This is a genomic window from Pseudomonas kribbensis (assembly GCF_003352185.1).
In the GTDB taxonomy this organism is placed as follows: domain Bacteria; phylum Pseudomonadota; class Gammaproteobacteria; order Pseudomonadales; family Pseudomonadaceae; genus Aquipseudomonas; species Aquipseudomonas kribbensis.
In genome coordinates this window covers 6,048,826-6,067,250 of the sequence record NZ_CP029608.1, presented here as the reverse complement: position 1 = coordinate 6,067,250, position 18,425 = coordinate 6,048,826, and the positions used below count along the sequence as shown (strand labels likewise).

The 18,425-nt window shown below is 62.2% G+C and carries 16 protein-coding genes; 8 read left to right on the top strand and 8 right to left on the bottom strand.

Annotated features, from left to right (window positions below):
- The first annotated feature begins 34 nt into the window (after positions 1–34).
- The 3 genes from DLD99_RS27845 (at position 35) to DLD99_RS27835 (ending at position 3,302) form a co-directional block, all read left to right on the top strand.
- Positions 35–1,945: an ATP-binding cassette domain-containing protein gene (locus DLD99_RS27845; RefSeq protein ID WP_114886258.1), complete on the top strand. Its 1,911-nt coding sequence runs from the start codon at positions 35–37 to the stop codon at positions 1,943–1,945.
- A complete protein-coding gene (locus DLD99_RS27840) occupies positions 1,945–2,526 on the top strand; it encodes a mechanosensitive ion channel family protein (protein ID WP_114886256.1) in 582 nt (193 codons plus the stop codon). Before DLD99_RS27845 ends, DLD99_RS27840 begins: the two co-directional genes overlap by 1 nt.
- A gap of 143 nt (positions 2,527–2,669) precedes the next feature.
- Positions 2,670–3,302, top strand: a complete 633-nt coding sequence (locus DLD99_RS27835) for a LysE family transporter (protein WP_085708946.1) — start codon at positions 2,670–2,672, stop codon at positions 3,300–3,302.
- 60 nt (positions 3,303–3,362) lie between these two features.
- Here the strand turns inward: DLD99_RS27835 and DLD99_RS27830 are convergent, their stop codons facing one another.
- The 5 genes from DLD99_RS27830 to DLD99_RS27810 all read right to left on the bottom strand — a co-directional run bounded on the left by DLD99_RS27830 (position 3,363) and on the right by DLD99_RS27810 (position 8,094).
- Complete coding sequence (locus DLD99_RS27830) at positions 3,363–4,106, bottom strand: penicillin-binding protein activator LpoB (protein WP_114886254.1); 744 nt, start codon at positions 4,104–4,106, stop codon at positions 3,363–3,365.
- A 3-nt stretch (positions 4,107–4,109) separates the two neighbouring features.
- The gene (gene lpoB, locus DLD99_RS27825) at positions 4,110–4,697 is read right to left on the bottom strand and encodes a penicillin-binding protein activator LpoB (RefSeq protein ID WP_007951848.1); all 588 of its coding nucleotides are present in this window, start codon (positions 4,695–4,697) and stop codon (positions 4,110–4,112) included.
- Positions 4,698–4,733: 36 nt separating this feature from the next.
- On the bottom strand, positions 4,734–5,108 hold the full coding sequence (locus DLD99_RS27820; RefSeq protein ID WP_085708948.1) for a YcfL family putative periplasmic lipoprotein: 375 nt from the start codon (positions 5,106–5,108) through the stop codon (positions 4,734–4,736).
- A gap of 15 nt (positions 5,109–5,123) precedes the next feature.
- A complete protein-coding gene (locus DLD99_RS27815) occupies positions 5,124–6,518 on the bottom strand; it encodes a COG3014 family protein (protein WP_114886248.1) in 1,395 nt (464 codons plus the stop codon).
- A 202-nt stretch (positions 6,519–6,720) separates the two neighbouring features.
- Positions 6,721–8,094, bottom strand: a complete 1,374-nt coding sequence (locus DLD99_RS27810; protein ID WP_114886815.1) for a COG3014 family protein — start codon at positions 8,092–8,094, stop codon at positions 6,721–6,723.
- A 151-nt stretch (positions 8,095–8,245) separates the two neighbouring features.
- On the opposite strand from DLD99_RS27810, the gene DLD99_RS27805 reads away from it, so the two are divergent.
- Positions 8,246–10,141, top strand: a complete 1,896-nt coding sequence (locus DLD99_RS27805; protein ID WP_114886246.1) for an FTR1 family protein — start codon at positions 8,246–8,248, stop codon at positions 10,139–10,141.
- Positions 10,142–10,145: 4 nt separating this feature from the next.
- Positions 10,146–10,601: a YaiI/YqxD family protein gene (locus DLD99_RS27800; protein ID WP_085746828.1), complete on the top strand. Its 456-nt coding sequence runs from the start codon at positions 10,146–10,148 to the stop codon at positions 10,599–10,601.
- A gap of 45 nt (positions 10,602–10,646) precedes the next feature.
- Here the strand turns inward: DLD99_RS27800 and elbB are convergent, their stop codons facing one another.
- Positions 10,647–11,315, bottom strand: coding sequence for an isoprenoid biosynthesis glyoxalase ElbB (gene elbB, locus DLD99_RS27795; RefSeq protein ID WP_085708951.1), 669 nt, complete (start codon positions 11,313–11,315; stop codon positions 10,647–10,649).
- A 116-nt stretch (positions 11,316–11,431) separates the two neighbouring features.
- Between elbB and DLD99_RS27790 the strand changes: the two genes are divergently transcribed.
- Positions 11,432–12,667, top strand: coding sequence for a sterol desaturase family protein (locus DLD99_RS27790; RefSeq protein WP_114886244.1), 1,236 nt, complete (start codon positions 11,432–11,434; stop codon positions 12,665–12,667).
- On the opposite strand, the gene DLD99_RS27785 is transcribed toward DLD99_RS27790, so the two are convergent.
- Positions 12,648–13,304, bottom strand: coding sequence for a DedA family protein (locus tag DLD99_RS27785; RefSeq protein WP_085708953.1), 657 nt, complete (start codon positions 13,302–13,304; stop codon positions 12,648–12,650). The two genes, DLD99_RS27790 and DLD99_RS27785, sit on opposite strands and share 20 nt — an antisense overlap.
- Before the next feature lie 208 nt (positions 13,305–13,512).
- Between DLD99_RS27785 and hemB the strand changes: the two genes are divergently transcribed.
- On the top strand, positions 13,513–14,526 hold the full coding sequence (hemB, locus tag DLD99_RS27780; RefSeq protein ID WP_114886242.1) for a porphobilinogen synthase: 1,014 nt from the start codon (positions 13,513–13,515) through the stop codon (positions 14,524–14,526).
- Between the two features lie 18 nt (positions 14,527–14,544).
- Positions 14,545–16,770, top strand: coding sequence for a polyphosphate kinase 1 (gene ppk1, locus DLD99_RS27775; protein ID WP_114886240.1), 2,226 nt, complete (start codon positions 14,545–14,547; stop codon positions 16,768–16,770).
- A 66-nt stretch (positions 16,771–16,836) separates the two neighbouring features.
- Here the strand turns inward: ppk1 and ppx are convergent, their stop codons facing one another.
- Positions 16,837–18,339 carry an exopolyphosphatase gene (gene ppx, locus DLD99_RS27770; RefSeq protein WP_114886238.1) on the bottom strand — a complete coding sequence of 501 codons (1,503 nt, stop codon included), beginning with the start codon at positions 18,337–18,339 and terminating at the stop codon, positions 16,837–16,839.
- Between the last annotated feature and the right edge of the window lie 86 nt (positions 18,340–18,425).

Below are 18,425 nucleotides of genomic sequence, written 5' to 3'. Positions count from 1 at the left end.
GTTGTGAGCGAAGCTGGTAGACTCCGCCGCCATTATGATCCGACTTCAGAACCTGACTTTACAGCGTGGCCCGCAACGTCTGCTAGAAGACGCCGAGCTGACCCTGCACGCCGGCCATAAAGCCGGCCTCATCGGTGCCAACGGCGCCGGCAAATCCAGCCTGTTCGCCTTGCTCCGTGGTGAGTTGCACCCGGACTCGGGCGATTGCCTGCTGCCGGCCGACTGGCGTATCGCCCACATGCGCCAGGAGGTCGACACCCTCGAGCGTCTGGCGGTCGACTACGTGCTCGATGGCGACCTGCGCCTGCGCGAGGTTCAGCGTGATCTCGCAGCGGCTGAAGAGGCCCATGATGGGGCTGCTCTGGCGCGCCTGCACGCCGAACTCGACAGCGCCGACGGCTACACCGCCGACGCGCGTGCACGCAAGTTGCTGGCCGGTCTTGGTTTCACCAACGAGCAGATGGATCGTCAGGTAGGAGATTTCTCCGGTGGCTGGCGGATGCGTCTGAATCTTGCGCAGGCTTTGATGTGCCCGTCAGACCTGCTGCTGCTCGACGAACCGACCAACCACCTGGATCTCGACGCCATCATCTGGCTCGAAGAGTGGCTGAAAAGTTACCCCGGCACCTTGCTGCTGATTTCCCACGACCGGGACTTCCTCGATGAAGTCGTCGATCACGTGGCCCACGTCGATCAGCGCAAGCTGGTGCTCTACCGTGGCGGCTACACCGCGTTCGAGCGCGCCCGTGCCGAGCGTCTGGCCCAGCAGCAACAGGCCTACGAGAAGCAGCAGGCGCAGCGTGCGCACATGGAAAGCTACATCGCCCGGTTCAAGGCCCAGGCCACGAAGGCCCGTCAGGCCCAGAGCCGGATCAAGGCGCTTGAGCGGATGGAAGAGCTGTCGGCGGCCCACGTCGATTCGCCGTTCGACTTCGTGTTCCGCGAGTCGACCAAGATCTCCAGCCCGCTGATCGACCTGTCCGATGCCCGTTTGGGTTATGGCGAGAAAACCGTGCTGGAGAAGGTCAAGCTGCAACTGACCCCCGGTGCGCGAATCGGTCTGCTCGGCCCCAACGGTGCCGGTAAATCGACCCTGATCAAGAACCTCGCCGGCGAGCTGTCGCCGCTGGCCGGGCGCCTGACCCGTGGCGAGAACACCGTGGTCGGCTACTTCGCCCAGCATCAGCTCGATTCGCTGGATGCCAAGGCCAGCCCGTTGCTGCACCTGCAACGTCTGGCGCCGACCGAACGCGAGCAGACCCTGCGCGACTTCCTCGGCGGTTTCGACTTCCGTGGCGCACGGATCGACGAGCCGGTGCTGAATTTCTCCGGTGGCGAAAAGGCCCGTCTGGCCCTGGCGTTGATCGCCTGGGAGCGGCCGAACCTGTTGCTGCTCGACGAACCGACCAACCACCTGGACCTGGAAATGCGCCTGGCGCTGACCATGGCGTTGCAGGAATTCAGTGGTGCGGTGCTGGTGGTTTCCCACGATCGGCACCTGCTCAAAAGCACCACCGACAACTTCTTCCTGGTCGCGGACGGCAAGGTCGAAGAGTTCGACGGCGATCTTGAAGATTACGCGCGCTGGCTGGTCGAGTACCGTCAGCGCAACGCCCCGGTCAGCAACACGCCGGTGAACCCGGACAAGACCGACAAGAAGGCCCAGCGCCAAGCCGCCGCTGCATTGCGTCAGCAACTGGCGCCGCACAAGCGCGAAGCCGACAAGCTCGAAGCCGAGCTGGGCAAGCTGCACGAGAAACTGGCCAAGGTTGATGCCAGTCTCGGCGACAGTGACCTCTACGAGCCGGCGCGCAAGAACGAATTGCGCGACCTGCTGGCTGAACAGGCCAAACTGAAAGTCCGCGAAGGCGAACTTGAAGAGGCGTGGATGCAGGCGCTGGAAACCCTGGAAACCATGCAGTCGGAGCTGGAGGCGCTGTCCTGATGGACGCGTTCAAGCTGCCGCTGCCGGCGGTGTGGATCGAGCCGATCTGGTTGGGCGTGCAGATTCTGCTGATCCTGCTGGCGGGGTACTTCGCTCAGCGTGTTGTCGCGCGGTTCCTGACGCGGCTGGGCGAGAAGTATCCGTTTCCGCCGCAACTGCTGATGCCGCTGCGCGGTGGGTTGCGCTGGCTGATCATGGGCAGTGCGCTGATCTTCGTGCTGGAGCGTCTTGGTGTTTCTGCCACCGTGCTGTGGACGGCGTTGTCCGGTTTCGTCGCCGTTGCGGCCGTGGCGTTCTTCGCCATGTGGAGTGTGCTGTCGAACCTGCTTTGCGCGATTCTGATCTTCACCGTCGGCCCGTTTCGTCTGGGTGATGTGGTGGAGCTGGTGGACACCACCGACAAGCCCGGCGTCAAAGGCCGGGTGGTGGCGATCAATCTGCTCTACACCACACTGATCGAAGCCGAAGAACTCGGCACCGGCAGCGCCATGGTGCAGGTGCCCAACAACCTGTTCTTCCAGCGTTCGGTAAGACGCTGGCGCGGGTCGGATGTGTTTCCTTCCAGTGGTTTTGAAAAGTAAGCTCCCGGCGTCTGTACTGACGCCTTCGCGAGCAGGCTCGCTCCCACGGTCGGCGGCTGTAACATCCTGAAAAAAATCGGTAGTCATCCAGCCTGAATCGCATTAGCTTGGACGTTTGTCACGAGTCTGAGTCGAGGTGTGCGATGGAGCTTCAAACATGGCTGGCGTTTTTTGCCGCCTGCTGGGTGATCAGTCTTTCTCCGGGTGCCGGCGCCATTGCGTCGATGTCCAGCGGCCTGCAATACGGTTTCTGGCGCGGTTACTGGAACGCCCTGGGCCTGCAACTGGGTCTAGCCCTGCAGATTGCCATCGTCGGCGCCGGTGTCGGCGCGATCCTCACCGCTTCAGCCACCGCGTTCCATGCGATCAAATGGTTCGGCGTCGCGTACCTGGTTTACCTGGCGATCAAGCAGTGGCGCGCACTGCCGATGGACATGAGCGATGACGCGGCCGTACGCCCGATCGGCCGGCCGATGGCGCTGGTGTTCCGTGGCTTTCTGGTGAACATCAGCAACCCCAAGGCCCTGGTGTTCATGCTGGCGGTGCTGCCGCAGTTCATCAATCCTCACGCGCCGCTGCTGATCCAGTACGTGGTGATCGGCGTGACCATGATCTGCGTCGACCTGATCGTCATGGCCGGCTACACCGGGCTGGCGTCTAAGGTGCTGCGCCTGTTGCGCACGCCGACCCAGCAGAAACGCATGAACCGTACGTTTGCCGGGCTGTTCATCGGTGCAGCGGCGTTCATGGCGACGTTGCGCAAAGCCGCCGCGTAAAGCGGGCAGGCATAAAAAAGGCGACCTTTTCAGGTCGCCTTTTTCGTTTGCGGCGGTCGGTCAGTGCAGAATCACCGGCGCCGTATCACGCGGCAGATTGTTGCGCTGCTGCGGTTCACGCGGTTGCTCGTAACCGCCACCGCCGAGCTGCATGCTCAGCTGTCCGGCCACGTCTTCACCCAGCGCCTTCGAGACATCACGCACTACCCGTGGGCGGTTCAGCGAGATCTTGATGTCGCGGTGGTTCACCAGTTTGGTGTCCTGCGCTTCGCCCATGGCCGTGAAGGCCGAGGTGATTTCGTAGGTCCTGGTGTTGATCAGGCTGAAGTCCGCCACCAGCGTCAGGCCCAGTACGGCTGAATAGCTGTCGGTGTTGGCCAGCTCGTTCATGTCCTGGGTGAAGTCGATGTCCGACACCGTACCGAACAGCACATAGTCGGCGCCCTTGAAGTTGCCGGCCTTGATCCGCTTGATCACATCGTAGATGTCACCCTTGGACGAGGCGGTGTAAGGCGTGCCCTGAATCAACTGGAACATGCCGGTGCGCAGGATTTCACCCTTGATGTCGCCGGTGAATTTGCGCAGCTCGGCCTGCTCGATGTAGCTGGTGTTGGCTTCGAACTCGTCGTAGCTCGAAGAACCGCTGGAGCTGTAGTAGCCCTCGCGGTAATTGTTCTTCGACGAAACGATGTGGATGTATTGCTCCACGCGCTCCTGATACGCCAGATCCGTTACCGCGACTTTCGGGGCCGCTTGCGCGCTGAACGCGCAAGCCAGGGCCATCATGCCAATCCATGCGCGCATCGATTAACGCTCCGTGGTTTTGCGGATCTCTTTCTCGTCCATCCACTCGGCCAGACCGCTTTCAACGTCGATCAGTTGCAGGCTGAATTTGTAGAAGACGTCCTTGTAGTCGCTACTGCGCTTGACGATCGAGCTGATCGAACCTTCAAGACGGTATTTGGCGGCGATCATGTTGCCGGTCTTGGCCACGGTGCTCTTCTTGTACAGGCCGCTCTGGTTTTGCAGCTTGAGCTGGTCGACCTGGCTCTGCATCGCGGTGTTGTCGCTGGCGAAGCGGGCGGTGCCGGACTTCATCAGCTGGGTCTTGATGCTGGTGGTGATTTCGCGAGTGTCGATGTATTCGCTGGTCTTGTTCTTCACGTCGTAGACCTGAACCACCGGGCGGCCCTGCAGAATGCCGGACTGGGCCAGGGAGCGGGTCATCGATTCGGCGATCATCTGCAGGTCGGTCGAGCCGAACTCGTTGGTCACGGTTTCAACGGCCTTGGTGTCGCCGTAGCTGATGTTCTTGCTGCCCAGGGTCGGCGAAGTGTTGGCGCAACCGGAGGCCAGCAGGGCGAGGACAGCGATGAAGGAAAAGCGTGCAAACATGGGAATGCTCTCTGAATCGGGAATAGGGTGTCGGGCTTAAGGCGTCTTGAGTTCCAGACGGAAGTCCACGGCTTTCGGCGTCGGGGCGATGCCCTGGATGAAGCTGGTCTGGGCGCCGTACATCATCTGGCTCTTCCAGACTTCTTCCTCGGCGATCGGGAAACCTTCCGCGCCGAGCCAGGCGAAGCGGTAGTAGAACGTCTTGTTGCTGTTGAGGGTGTTGGTCAACTGCACATTGACGGTCATGAAGCCGTTCTCGCGGGCGACGCGCATGGCGCCGACCGCGATGTGTTTCTGCGGGCCCATGGCCACGACCTTGCTCGCGGCGCTGCCCGGCTCCGGTGGTGGCGGGGTGGCGCAGCCGCTGGCCAGCACGGCGAGGGCGGCGACAGCGAAGAGTTTGAATCGCATGCAAAGACTCCGTTCTTAAGGTTGTTTGAGGCTGGCTACGGCGGTAGTGCCGGCGCTCGGGGTCACGTGGGCGGCGAGGCCGGCGGCGAACACCTGATTGCCGACGGCGCGCAGGGAGATCACCTGATAACGCTGATCGACGGTGACCTTGACCAGCGTGCCACCTACGGCGCTCGGCAAAGTAACCTGGTGCTCACCCTTTTTCAGGCGCAGACGTACCACTTGAGTGGTGTCCGGCAGGGTACGCCACGTACGGGTATCGGCACCTTCGAGCACCGCTGAAGAGATACCCACGGCCAGACCCGCCAGCGGATTGGTTTCGTTGATCTTCTTCTGCGCCACGCCTTTGGTGATTGCCCGCACCATGGTGCGCACGATGATCCCCGGCATGTCATCGCGCAGGGCGCGGCGGGACATGGCGGTGGTGCTGTTGAGGGCGGTCAGGTTCAGTTGCTGGCCGTCGACGCCGATCTGCGCGAAGGTCGCGGTCGAGGTGTCAGGCTTGATGATCGGGAACGACAGCGGGGTGATCACCACGTTGTTGGAGATCGGCAGCGGCAGCGGCACGCGGATCGAGTCGCGGGCCGGTGCCAGACCGCTTTGCACCACGATCAGGACGTCGCTGTCATCGCTCTTGACCGGTTTGTCGAGGTTGACCAGCGCCTGCTCCAGCAGCGGCGTGTTCGGACGCAGCTCGGCCGCCTTGCGGTAGCCCGGCGCGGCCAGGTCTTTTTCATCCAGGGCTTCGTAGACGAAACCGGCCAGATAGTGGCTGAACGCACTCTGGTAGCTGTTTTTCAGGCCGACCACTTCCGGGGCGTCGAGGCTGGCGACCGGGTAGCCTTGCAGGTCTTTGTACTGGGTCTTGATGCCTTCTTTGTCGGCTTCCTCTTCGCTCTTGAGGTATTCCTTGTCACGCAGGTCGGCGATCACGGCTTCACGTTCGTGGGTCTTCTTGATCGCGGTGCGGGCGCCGTCGAAATCGTTGACCGCCAGCAGGTTCAGGGCCATCTGCGTGGTCAACATGACTTTTTCGTAGTCGTAGCCTTCGTAGCGACGGACCTTGTCATTGACCAGGAAGCTGCCGAACTGGGCCAAGTACTTGTCGGTGTCGAGCTTGACCGAATCCTCCCACTTGCCGACCACCTGGTCGGCGCTGGTCCAGGCGTTCTGGCTGCCGGACAGGTCGCCCTTGGCGCGCAGCAGTTCACCTTTCTCGAAGTAATAGAGCAGGTCCTTGTCCGGGCCGGTGTTGTTCTTTTCCAGCAGGGTCAGGGCGGCGTCGACGTTGCCGGTGGCCAGTTGCTGGTTGGTCTGGGCCAGTTCGGAATCGTAGTTGCGAAACGCCGAACAGCCGGACAGCAGAGTGACTGCGCCAAGCGCGATCAGAGTGGGAGCGCGGAATGCCATGGGGTACTTCTTCCATGAGTAGCGACAGCCTCGGGTGCGGGTCGGGCTGCTGGGACCGATCGGCAGTGGCGCTGGCCTCCTGCCAATTCCTCATAAACAGAGGAGCTTTAATGCCGCATCGCGATAACGAGGGCGCGGCATTATAAGCGGGCGATGCTGGCCATGTAATAGCTTTTTAATTGCACCGGTTAGTTAGATGCCATTACTTATCCGGCAGCCTGGCATTGCCGATTACGTTGGCGATATCCCGCAGAACCCGCAAATTGACCAACTGGTGATCGCGGTCGATGCGCAGGGTGACCGATGGCGCTCCGGGGGCATTGGGCGCATTGAATTGATGATTGCCTTTCTTCAGTCGTATGCGCGCCACCAGGGTCTTGTCGGGGAGCGTGCGCCAGGTTCGGGTGTCGGCCTCCTCAAAGGGGTCGTGTTCGGTGACGACCAGCGAGGCCTTGGCCGGATTGCGTTCGTTTTCCTGAGCCTGGGAAATGGCGGCCATATTGGCGCGGAACATCGCCCGGGAAATGATCGCCGGCATGTCGTCGCGCAACGTACGAAACGCCATGTCGGTGACGCTGTTGATCGCGGTCAGCGGGCGTTTGCGGCCATCCACCATGATGTGGTCGAACGCCGGAGTGACGGTATCCGGCACCAGGATGGGAAAGGAGATCGGCGCGGTAATGACCAGGTTTTCATTGAGCCGCACCGGGATCGGCACAGTGACCGAGCTGCGTGCCGGTGCCAGACCGCTCTGGACGACAATCAGAACGTCGCTTTCATCATCCTTGGCCGGCGGTCTGTCGAGATTGCGCAACGCCTGTTCGAGGAAGGGGATGTTCGGGCGCAGCTCGATGGCCTGGCGATAACCCGGTGCGGCCAGATCCCGCTCACCCAGCGCTTCGTAGGTGAAGCCGGCCAGGTAATGGCTGAAAGCACTCTGGTAGCCGTTCTTCAGTTCGATCACTGCCGGCGCATCCAGGGTGGTGACGGGATAGCCCTGCAGATCCTTGTATTTCACGACGATGCCTTGAGCCTTCGCCTGTTCCTCGAGCTCTTCGTACTGGCGCTCCCGCTGGCGGGCGATCAGTGCCTCACGTTCGTGGGTCTTCTTGATGTCGGCACGGGCGCCGTCGAAATCACTTTCGCCCAATTGGTTGAGGGCCATCTGTGTGGTCAACATGACCTTCTCGTAGTCGTAGCCGTCGTAGCGGCTCAACTTGTCGTTGACCAGCATGGTGCCCATTTCATAGGCAAACCGGTTGAGCAGCTTCATGGGGGCGGAAGGCACGGCTTCTTCACGTTGAAACACCATGCGGTCGGCGCTGCGCCAGGCTGTCTGGCTCTGGGGGCGTGCGTTGGCGAAGCTGAGAATCGAGCCCTTCTCGAAGTAATAGAGCAGGTCCTTGTCTTCCCAGGGGTTGTGCCACTCCAGCACATCCAGGGCGCCCTGATAGTCGCCGAGCATCAATCGGTCATTGGTCTGCTGCATCTCCAGATCGTAATTGCGGTAGGCGGCGCATCCGCTCAGTAGCAGGAGCGTGCCGATTAACATCGGGAACAGCAGGCATTGGCGCATGGAGTGCAGCTCTTCCTTGAACAGTGAGGCGAAAGGTGTCGGATTATAGGGGCGGGTGATGGCCATGTGCCGGGGATTGGAGAGAAAGCTTGAGTCAGGCTCCCCCGACGTGAACAATGTGTTACTTCGCATTTCCAATTGAGACCCCTTCATGACTGCCTCGTCCCGATTCCTGGCCTGGCTGGTGTTCCCGTTGTTTGCCCTGAGCAGCTTCAATCTGCTGGCCGATACCGTGGAAGGCGCGCCGCAAGCGCTGCACCTGCTCGATTACATCAGCGCCGATTACCCGCCAACGGTAGAGGCAGGCAAGGTCATCGACGATGCCGAATACCGTGAACAACTGGAGTTCACCCGCGCGCTGCAGGGCTTGATTGCCGGCATGCCGGCCAAACCGGAGAAGGCCGGCCTGGAGCAGGGCATCGACGCTCTGCTGGCTGCGATAACCGCGAAGCAGGACGGCGCGGATGTCGCCCGTCAGGCCCGGCAACTGGGGGCGAAACTGGCGGTGGCCTATGAAGTCAGCCAGGCGCCGATCATCACCCCGGACCCGACCCGTGGTGCGCCGCTCTATACCCAGCACTGCTCGGTGTGTCATGGCACCAACGGGGCCGGCGATGGCCCTGCGGGTGTCGGTATGGAGCCTGCGCCGGCCAACCTGCGTGATGCCAGGCGTCTGGATCATCTGAGCCTCTACGCGATCTACAACACCCTCGGCCAGGGCGTCGAAGGCACCGACATGCCGGCCTTCGCCGACCAACTGGACGACCGTCAGCGCTGGGACCTGGCGACCTACATCGCCCAGTTCAGTGCCGACCCGGCCACGGCCAAATCCGAAAAGACCTACAACATCGCCGACCTCGCCCGTCAGACGCCGGCCGAAGTGCAGGCCGCCGAAGGCCCGGCCGCCGCCGCGACCTTCCGCGCGCAACGGGCGCAACCGCCGCAGGTCAAGCGTGGCCCGGCGCAGTTGCTCGACTACACCGCCGCGACCCTGGACAAGAGCCTCGCCGCCTACCGCGCCGGCGAGCGTGATCAGGCTTATGACCTGTCCGTCGCCGCCTATCTGGAAGGCTTCGAACTGGTCGAAAGTTCGCTGGATAACGTCGACGCCAACGTGCGCAAGGACACCGAAAAATCCCTGATGGCCTACCGGCAATCGTTGCAGGACGGCTTGCCGGTGGAGCAGGCCGAACAGCGTCTCGACGCGGCCAAGGCCAAGCTCAAGGAGTCTGCCGATTTGCTGGGCAGCGACGGTCTGAGCTGGTCGCTGAGTTACATCTCCGGGCTGCTGATTCTGCTGCGCGAAGGCCTGGAAGCGATTCTGGTGCTGGCGGCGATCCTCGCGTTCCTGCGCAATACCGGCCAGCAATCGGCGGTGCGCAGTGTCAACGTCGGCTGGGGCCTGGCGCTGCTGGCCGGTCTGGGAACCTGGGCGCTGGCGGCGTATGTGATCGATGTCAGCGGTTCCCAGCGTGAACTGCTGGAAGGCGCCACGGCGCTGTTCGCCAGTGTCATGGTGCTGTGGCTCGGGGTGTGGATGCACGACCGTCGCCACGCGGCGGCCTGGCAGGATTACATCAAGCAGAGCCTGGTGGGTGGCGGCGGGCGTTTCGGCTTCGCGATCCTGGCGTTCTTCTCGGTGTACCGCGAGCTGTTCGAAGTGATCCTGTTCTACGAAACCCTGTGGCTGCAGGCCGGTCCTGCCGGACACAACGCGGTACTCGCCGGTGGTGCGACGGCGCTGGTGCTGCTGTTCGGTCTGGCGTGGGTGATCCTGCGCGGCTCGGCGAAATTGCCGTTGGCGCTGTTCTTCAGCATCAACGCGGGGCTGCTCTGCGCGCTGTCGGTGGTGTTTGCCGGTCATGGTGTGAAGGCGTTGCAGGAAGCCGGGATCTTCGGCACTCGGCCGGTGGCGTTCTTCGATTTCGAATGGCTGGGCATTCATGCCGACGCCTACTCGCTGACTGCGCAGGCCGTGGCAATTGCAGCGATCATCGTGTTGTACGGCCGCAGCCGGGTGGCGGAAAAGCGCCGAGTGGCGGCCTGAGATGATGCGCGTATGGATCGATGCCGACGCCTGCCCGAAGATGGCCAAGGAACTGGTGGTCAAGTTCGCCCTCAAGCGCCGCTTCGAAGTGGTGCTGGTGGCGGGGCAGCCGCAGAGCAAACCGGCACTGGCGATCGTCAAGCTGATCGTGGTGCCGAGCGGCCCGGATGCGGCGGATGATTATCTGGTGGAGCACGCGGTGCCGGGCGAGCTGGTGATCTGCAGCGATATTCCGCTGGCCGACCGGCTGGTGAAGAAGGGTGTTGCAGCGCTGGACCCGCGAGGCAAGGAGTTCGACGCGCAGAACATGGGTGAACGGCTGGCGACTCGCAACCTGTTCACCGATCTGCGTGAACAGGGCCAGGTCAGCGGCGGCCCGGCGCCGTTCGGTGACCGGGAGAAGCAGGCGTTCGCCAATGCGCTCGACCGGATCCTGACGCGGCTGGCGCGCCAATCCTGATGCAGTCATTCCCACGCGGCGCGTGGGAATGATCACTGTCGCGCGTCAGGCGTCGTTTTCGTGGGTCAGCTCAAGGACGCGATCCACCAGCTTGTTGATCCCCGACGCCGCTTCACTGATCGACTGCGCCAGCATGTAGGCCGGGGTGGTCACCAGTTTGCGCGCCTTGTCTTCGATGATGTCGGTCACGGCGCAGTCTTCGTGGGTGGCGCCCATCTTACCGATGGCCTTGGCCGTCTCCGCGTCGTTGCCGATGGTGCAGGTCACGCCCGGGCCGTAGATCTTGGCGGCCAGTGCCGGCGAAATGCACATCAGGCCCACCGGTTTGCCCGCTTCGGCAAACGCCTCGGTCAGCGCCAGCACGTCCGGCTGAACGCAGCAGCCGGCGCCGTCGGCGGCGAAGTTCGACAGGTTCTTCGCTGCACCAAAACCACCGGGCACGATCAGCGCATCGAAATCATCGACATCGGCTTCACGGACATCCTTGACGTTGCCCCGGGCGATGCGCGCCGACTCCACCAGCACGTTGCGCGACTCGGGCATCTCTTTGCCGGTGAGGTGGTTGATCACATGCAATTGCGCGATGTCCGGGGCGAAGCACTGCACCTGGGCGCCGCGCTGGTCGAGGCGCAACAGGGTGATGACGCTTTCGTGGATCTCGGCGCCGTCGTACACGCCGCAACCGGACAGGATCACTGCAACTTTTTTGCTCATGGGTTTCTCTCCAGATTCATGGCGCTAAATGTCCACTAATTTGTCGTTCGTTGCCATAGGGCCAGGCCGTGGCTACACCTAGGATCTGTGCACACGGATCTCGATCAGGGCGCGTCATGAACTTCATTCTGTATGCGGTGCCGTTTTTCTTCGTATTGATTGCGGCCGAGCTGATCGCCGACCGTTGGCGCGGGGTGAGCAACTATCGCCTGGCCGATGCGGTGAACAGCATCAGCACCGGGGTGTTGTCGACCACCACCGGCCTGCTGACCAAAGGCGTGGGGCTGGTGACCTATGGGTTTGCCCTGGAGCATCTGGCGCTGCTCAGGCTGTCGGCGGACAGTGTCTGGACGTGGGTCTTCGCTTTTGTCCTCTACGACTTCTGCTATTACTGGCTGCACCGCATGGGGCACGAGCGGAACATTCTCTGGGCGGCGCATTCGGTGCATCACCAGAGCGAGGACTACAACCTTTCCACCGCCTTGCGCCAGACCAGCACCGGGTTTCTGCTGGGCTGGATCTTTTACCTGCCGATGGCCGTGCTCGGTGTGCCGCTGCTGGTGTTCGTCAGTGTCGCGGCGATGAATCTGCTGTATCAGTTCTGGGTGCATACAAAGCACATTCCCAAGCTCGGCTGGTTCGAATGGTGCTTCGTCACGCCGTCCAATCATCGGGCCCACCATGCACAGAACGCTCTCTACATGGATCGCAACTACGGTGGGGTGTTCATTATTTGGGATCGCCTGTTCGGCTCGTTTCAGGAAGAGGACGACAACGAACCGGTGATTTTCGGCGTGACCACGCCGCTGGCGAGCTGGAATCCGTTGTGGGCCAATGTGCAGTTCTACGCGCAGCTGTGGGACGACGCGCGCCGCGCCGGGAGCAAACGGGACAAGCTGCGCATCTGGTTCATGCGCACCGGATGGCGTCCGGCGGACGTGGCGGCGAAGTACCCGATGCACAAGCCGGACTTGAGCCGGTTCCGCAAATTCGAAGTGCCGCTGGGCGCCCGACAGCAGTGGTACGTGCTGCTGCAATTCGGCGTGTATGTGGCGCTGGGCAGTTACCTGATGAATCTGGAGCGCAGCCTGTCGACCGGCGCTCTGGTACTGGGCTGGGGCGCGGTGGCGTTCGGTTTGTTCGTGTTGGGCGCGGCCCTGGAGAATCGCCCGTGGGCGTTGAGGCTGGAACTGCTGCGGCTGGCGGCGAATCTGCCGCTGGTGTGGCTGGCACCGCAGGTCGGGCTATGGCCGGCCAGCCCCGGGGTCTGGGCCGGCCTGCTCGGTTACAGCCTGCTCAGTGGCATCGGGCTGTATTACTGCCGCCAGCGGTTTACTCGGCTGGCGTCTTAGGTTCGGCGGATTTGGCCTGTTCGGCTTTATGCCGTTCGGCCTTGGCCAGTTGTTCGGCCTGCTCGTCTTCGTAGACCTTCTTGGCCAGCCGGGCATTCTTGAACCGGCGGCGCAGCCACAGGCCGACACCCAGCACCAGCAGCGCACCGAGCACCCACAGTTCATATTTCTTGATGCTGCCCAGCATGCCTTCGAGCACCGCACCGAAGTGATATGCAGCGGCGGCCAGGGCGGCGGCCCAGATCGCTGCGCCAATGCCGTTCAGCAGCAGGTAGCGTCCCGGCGGGTAGCCCGACAGGCCGATCGCCACTGGCATCACCGTGCGCAGGCCGTAAACGAAACGGAAGCTCAGGACCCAGATGTCCGGGTGTTTGCGGATATGCTCCAGCGCGCGGTCGCCCATCATTTGCCAGCGCGGTTTGCGCGCCAGCAACTTGCGCCCGTGCTTGCGGCCCAGGAAGTACCACAGCTGATCGCCGGCATAGCTGCCGAAGAACGCCACGACCACCACCAGGTTGATGTCCATGTAACCACGGAACGCGAGGAAGCCCGCGAGCACCAGGATGGTTTCGCCTTCGAAGAACGTGCCGAGAAACAGGGCAAAGTAGCCGAAGTCATGCAGAAATTGTTGGAGCATTGTCTGGGTGCTGGCGAAATGAACGCGCAGCCTAACCCTTCGGACACATTCAGGAAAGTGTCGAAATGTGTCTCGACGTTAACATTTCCTACAACGACAATGGATTGCGGCTACATGTCACAGGGGTGCACATAACTGTAATACGACCGTCATAATGGCCGCTTATAACTGCCACACTCGCCCGTCTGCGCGGGCTCAGGAGTCTGCCGTGAGCTTTACCCCAGCCAACCGCCTGTTCCCCGCCACCCGCCTGCGTCGCAATCGCCGTGATGATTTTTCCCGGCGGCTGGTGCGTGAGAACGTGCTGACGGTCGATGACCTGATCCTGCCGGTGTTCGTGCTCGACGGCGAAAACCGTCGCGAAGCCGTGGCTTCGATGCCGGGTGTCGAGCGCCTGACCATCGACCTGCTGCTTGAAGAAGCGGCGAAATGGGTCGAGCTGGGGATTCCGGCGCTGGCGCTGTTCCCGGTCACGCCACCTGAACTCAAATCCCTCGATGCCGCCGAAGCGTGGAATCCCGAAGGCATCGCCCAGCGCGCCACCCGCGCCCTGCGTGACCGCTTTCCGGAGCTGGGGGTGATCACTGATGTCGCCCTTGATCCGTTCACCACTCATGGTCAGGACGGCATTCTCGATGAAGAAGGCTATGTGCAGAACGACCTCACCGTCGATGCACTGGTCAAGCAGGCGTTGTCCCACGCCGCCGCTGGCGCCCAGGTGGTGGCCCCGTCGGACATGATGGACGGTCGCATCCAGGCGATCCGCGAGGCGCTGGAGCTGGCCGGTCACGTCAACGTGCGGATCATGGCCTACTCGGCCAAGTACGCCAGCGCCTATTACGGCCCGTTCCGCGATGCCGTGGGTTCGGCCGCGAACCTGGGCAAGGCGAACAAGGCTTCCTACCAGATGGACCCGGCCAACAGCGACGAAGCGTTGCACGAAGTGGGCGCGGACTTGTCTGAAGGCGCGGACATGGTCATGGTCAAACCCGGCATGCCGTACCTGGATATTTTGTTCCGGGTAAAAGATGCCTTCAAAGTGCCGACGTTCGTCTATCAGGTTAGCGGCGAATACGCCATGCACATGGCGGCGATCCAGAATGGCTGGTTGAGCGAAGGCGTGATCCTCGAATCCCTGACCGCCTTTAAACGTGCCGGCGCTGATGGCATCCTGACTTACTTTGCTGTCCGTGCCGCTCAATTGTTACGAGAGCAGAAATAGCCCTCCCAGGAACATTCGATGAATACCGAAGGACTCACTGAAGTTGCCGTAAAAGAAGCTCAACCCGTGGTCGAGCAGATTACCGAAACCCCGCCGGAACTGGAGCCCGCGCCACCCGCGCCGGCCACCGAGCCCGCAGCGGCGGCGCCGGCGATCGCGATTCCCGGCCTGGATGACAGCAGCCTGTATATCCACCGGGAATTGTCGCAACTGCAGTTCAACATCCGCGTGCTGGAACAGGCGCTGGACGAGTCCTACCCGTTGCTGGAGCGGCTGAAGTTCCTGCTGATCTTCTCCAGCAACCTCGACGAATTCTTCGAAATCCGCGTCGCCGGCCTCAAGAAACAGATCACCTTCGCCCGTGAACAGGCCGGCGCCGACGGTCTGCAACCGCATCAGGCCCTGGCCCGCATCAGCGAGCTGGTCCACGGTCACGTAGACCGCCAGTACGCGATCCTCAACGACATCCTGCTGCCGGAGCTGGAAAAGCATCAGGTCCGCTTCATCCGTCGCCGCTACTGGACCACCAAGCTCAAGACCTGGGTACGCCGCTATTTCCGCGACGAGATCGCGCCGATCATCACCCCGATCGGCCTCGACCCGACGCACCCGTTCCCGTTGCTGGTGAACAAGAGCCTGAACTTCATCGTCGAGCTCGAAGGCATCGACGCCTTCGGTCGCGACTCCGGTCTGGCGATCATCCCGGCGCCGCGTCTGCTGCCGCGGATCATCAAGGTGCCGGAAGAAGTCGGCGGCCCTGGCGACAACTATGTGTTCCTGTCGTCGATGATCCACGCTCACGCCGATGACCTGTTCCAGGGCATGAAGGTAAAGGGCTGCTACCAGTTCCGCCTGACCCGGAACGCCGACCTGGCGCTCGACTCCGAAGACGTCGAAGACCTGGCCCGCGCCCTGCGTGGCGAGCTGTTCTCCCGTCGTTACGGTGACGCCGTGCGCCTGGAAGTCGCCGACACTTGCCCGAAACACCTGTCGGACTACCTGCTCAAGCAGTTCAACCTGAGCGAGACCGAGCTGTATCAGGTCAACGGTCCGGTGAACCTGACGCGTCTGTTCAGCATCACCGGTCTGGACAGCCATCCGGAGCTGCAATACACGCCGTTCACCCCGCAGATCCCGAAACTGCTGCAGAACAGCGAGAACATTTTCAGCGTCGTCAGCAAACAGGACATCCTGCTGCTGCACCCGTTCGAGTCGTTCACCCCGGTGGTTGACCTACTGCGCCAGGCCGCGAAAGACCCGCACGTTCTGGCCGTGCGCCAGACCCTGTACCGTTCCGGCGCCAACTCGGAAATCGTCGATGCGTTGGTGGACGCCGCGCGTAACGGCAAGGAAGTGACGGCGGTCATCGAGCTGCGTGCACGCTTCGACGAAGAATCCAACCTGCAACTGGCCAGCCGCCTGCAAGCGGCCGGTGCGGTGGTGATCTATGGCGTGGTCGGCTTCAAGACCCACGCCAAGATGATGCTGATCCTGCGTCGCGAAGCCGGCGAGATCGTGCGTTATGCGCACCTCGGCACCGGTAACTACCACGCCGGCAACGCCCGTCTGTACACCGACTACAGCCTGCTGACCTCCGACGACGCCTTGTGCGAAGACGTCGGCAAACTGTTCAGCCAGTTGATCGGCATGGGCAAGACGCTGCGCATGAAGAAGCTGCTGCATGCGCCGTTCACCCTGAAGAAGGGCATGCTCGACATGATCACCCGCGAGACGCAATTCGCGCTCGACGGCAAGCCGGCGCACATCATCGCCAAGTTCAACTCGCTGACCGATCCGAAAATCATCCGCGCGCTGTACAAGGCCAGCCAGTCCGGCGTTCGCATCGACCTCGTGGTGCGCGGCATGTGCTGCCTGCGTCCGGGCATCGCCGGGGTTTCGCACAACATTCACGTGCGCTCGATCATCGGTCGCTTCCTGGAACACACCCGGGTGTTCTACTTCCTCAACGGCGGCGAGGAACAGATGTTCCTGTCCAGCGCCGACTGGATGGAACGCAACCTCGACAAGCGCGTCGAGACTTGCTTCCCGGTGGAAGGCAAGAAGCTGCTGACCCGGGTCAAGAAAGAGCTGGAGCTGTACCTGACCGACAACACCCACAGCTGGAGCCTGCAGTCGGACGGCCGCTACATCCGTAACACGCCGACCGGCAACCAGAACCCGCGCAGTGCGCAGGCGACGCTACTGGAGCGGTTGGGTAGCCCGATTCTGCCGGTGAGCAGTTGACCGCAGGTCTCAAGGCAATAAAAAAGGCGATCCATCCGGATCGCCTTTTTTGTGCCTGCCTTTAACTCAGTGCACGGTCAGTACAATCCCCACCCGAGTCAGCCACTCCGCCTCAAGCGCAAAATCCGCCTGAGTCAGCTGATTCTCATCCAGCCAGTTCTCCGGGAATTCCACGTCGAGGTTGTCGCCATTGGCATGCAGCGCCACCTGGGGCATGGTCTGGGTGCCGCGAATGTGGTGGAACAGGATCGCGAAGCGCAGCAGCACGCACAGGCGGATCAGCTTGTCGCCGTCTTCGCCGAATTCGGCAAACTTGTCCTTGGGGATGTTGCGGCGGTGGCCGCGCACCAGCAGGGCGAGCATTTGCTGGTCTTCGCGGGAGAACCCGGCGAGGTCCGAGTGCTCGATCAGGTAGGCGCCGTGCTTGTGGTAGTGGTAGTGAGCGATGTCGAGCCCGACTTCGTGCACTTTCGCCGCCCAGCCCAGCAGTTCGCGCCAGATGCCGTCGTCCAGCTGCCAGTCGACAGCCACTTGATCGAACGCGTGCAGAGCTTTGCGCTCGACCCGCGCGGCCTGTTCCAGATCGACGTGGTAGCGCTCCATCAGCGAGGTCAGGGTGCGTTCGCGCACGTCTTCGTGATGATGGCGGCCGAGCAGGTCGTAGAGCACGCCTTCACGCAGCGCGCCTTCGCAGTGATCCATGCGTTGCAGTTCGAGGGCGTCGAAGATCGCTTCGAGAATCGCCAGGCCGGCCGGGAAGATTGCCCGACGGTCAGGCTTGATGCCTTCGAAGTCGATTTTCTCCACATCGCCGAGCTTGAACAGGCGACGCTTGAGCCACGCCAGGCCTTCGGCATTCACTTCGCCGGTGCCGTGTCCGCCGGCCTTCAGCGCCAGACCGATGGCGCGGATAGTGCCCGAGGAGCCGATGGCTTCATCCCAGGTCAGGCGGTGCAAGGCGTGTTCGATACTCATGATTTCCAGCCGCGCCGCCGTGTAGGCCTGGGCGTAGCGGGCCGGAGTGATCTTGCCGTCCTTGAAATAGCGCTGGGTGAAACTCACGCAGCCCATTTGCAGGCTTTCACGCAACAACGGTTCGAAACGCTGGCCGATGATGAATTCGGTACTGCCGCCGCCGATGTCGGCGACCAGGCGTTTGCCCGGGGTGTCGGCGAGGGTGTGGGACACGCCGAGGTAGATCAGGCGCGCCTCTTCACGGCCGGAGATGACTTCCACCGGGTGGCCGAGAATTTCTTCGGCGCGGTGGATGAACTCCAGGCGGTTGCGCGCTTCGCGCAAGGCGTTGGTGCCGACGATCCGAACGGCGCCCAGCGGCATACCGTTGATCAGTTGGGCAAAACGCTTCAGGCAATCGAGCCCGCGCTGCATGGATTCTTCGTTGAGATGGCGCTCATCGTCGATGCCGGCGGCCAGCTGAACCTTCTCCCCGAGACGTTCGAGAATACGGATTTCGCCGTTCTGGGCCTTGGCCACGACCATGTGGAAGCTGTTGGAGCCCAGGTCGATCGCGGCGATCAGGGACAGATTCTTGGCTTGGGAATGCGGCATGGTCTGGGGGTCTCGGTCGATAACCCTGACATCGTGCCACGATCAAAGGCTGCCGCCAACGCGCATGGTTCAAACCCTTGATTTAG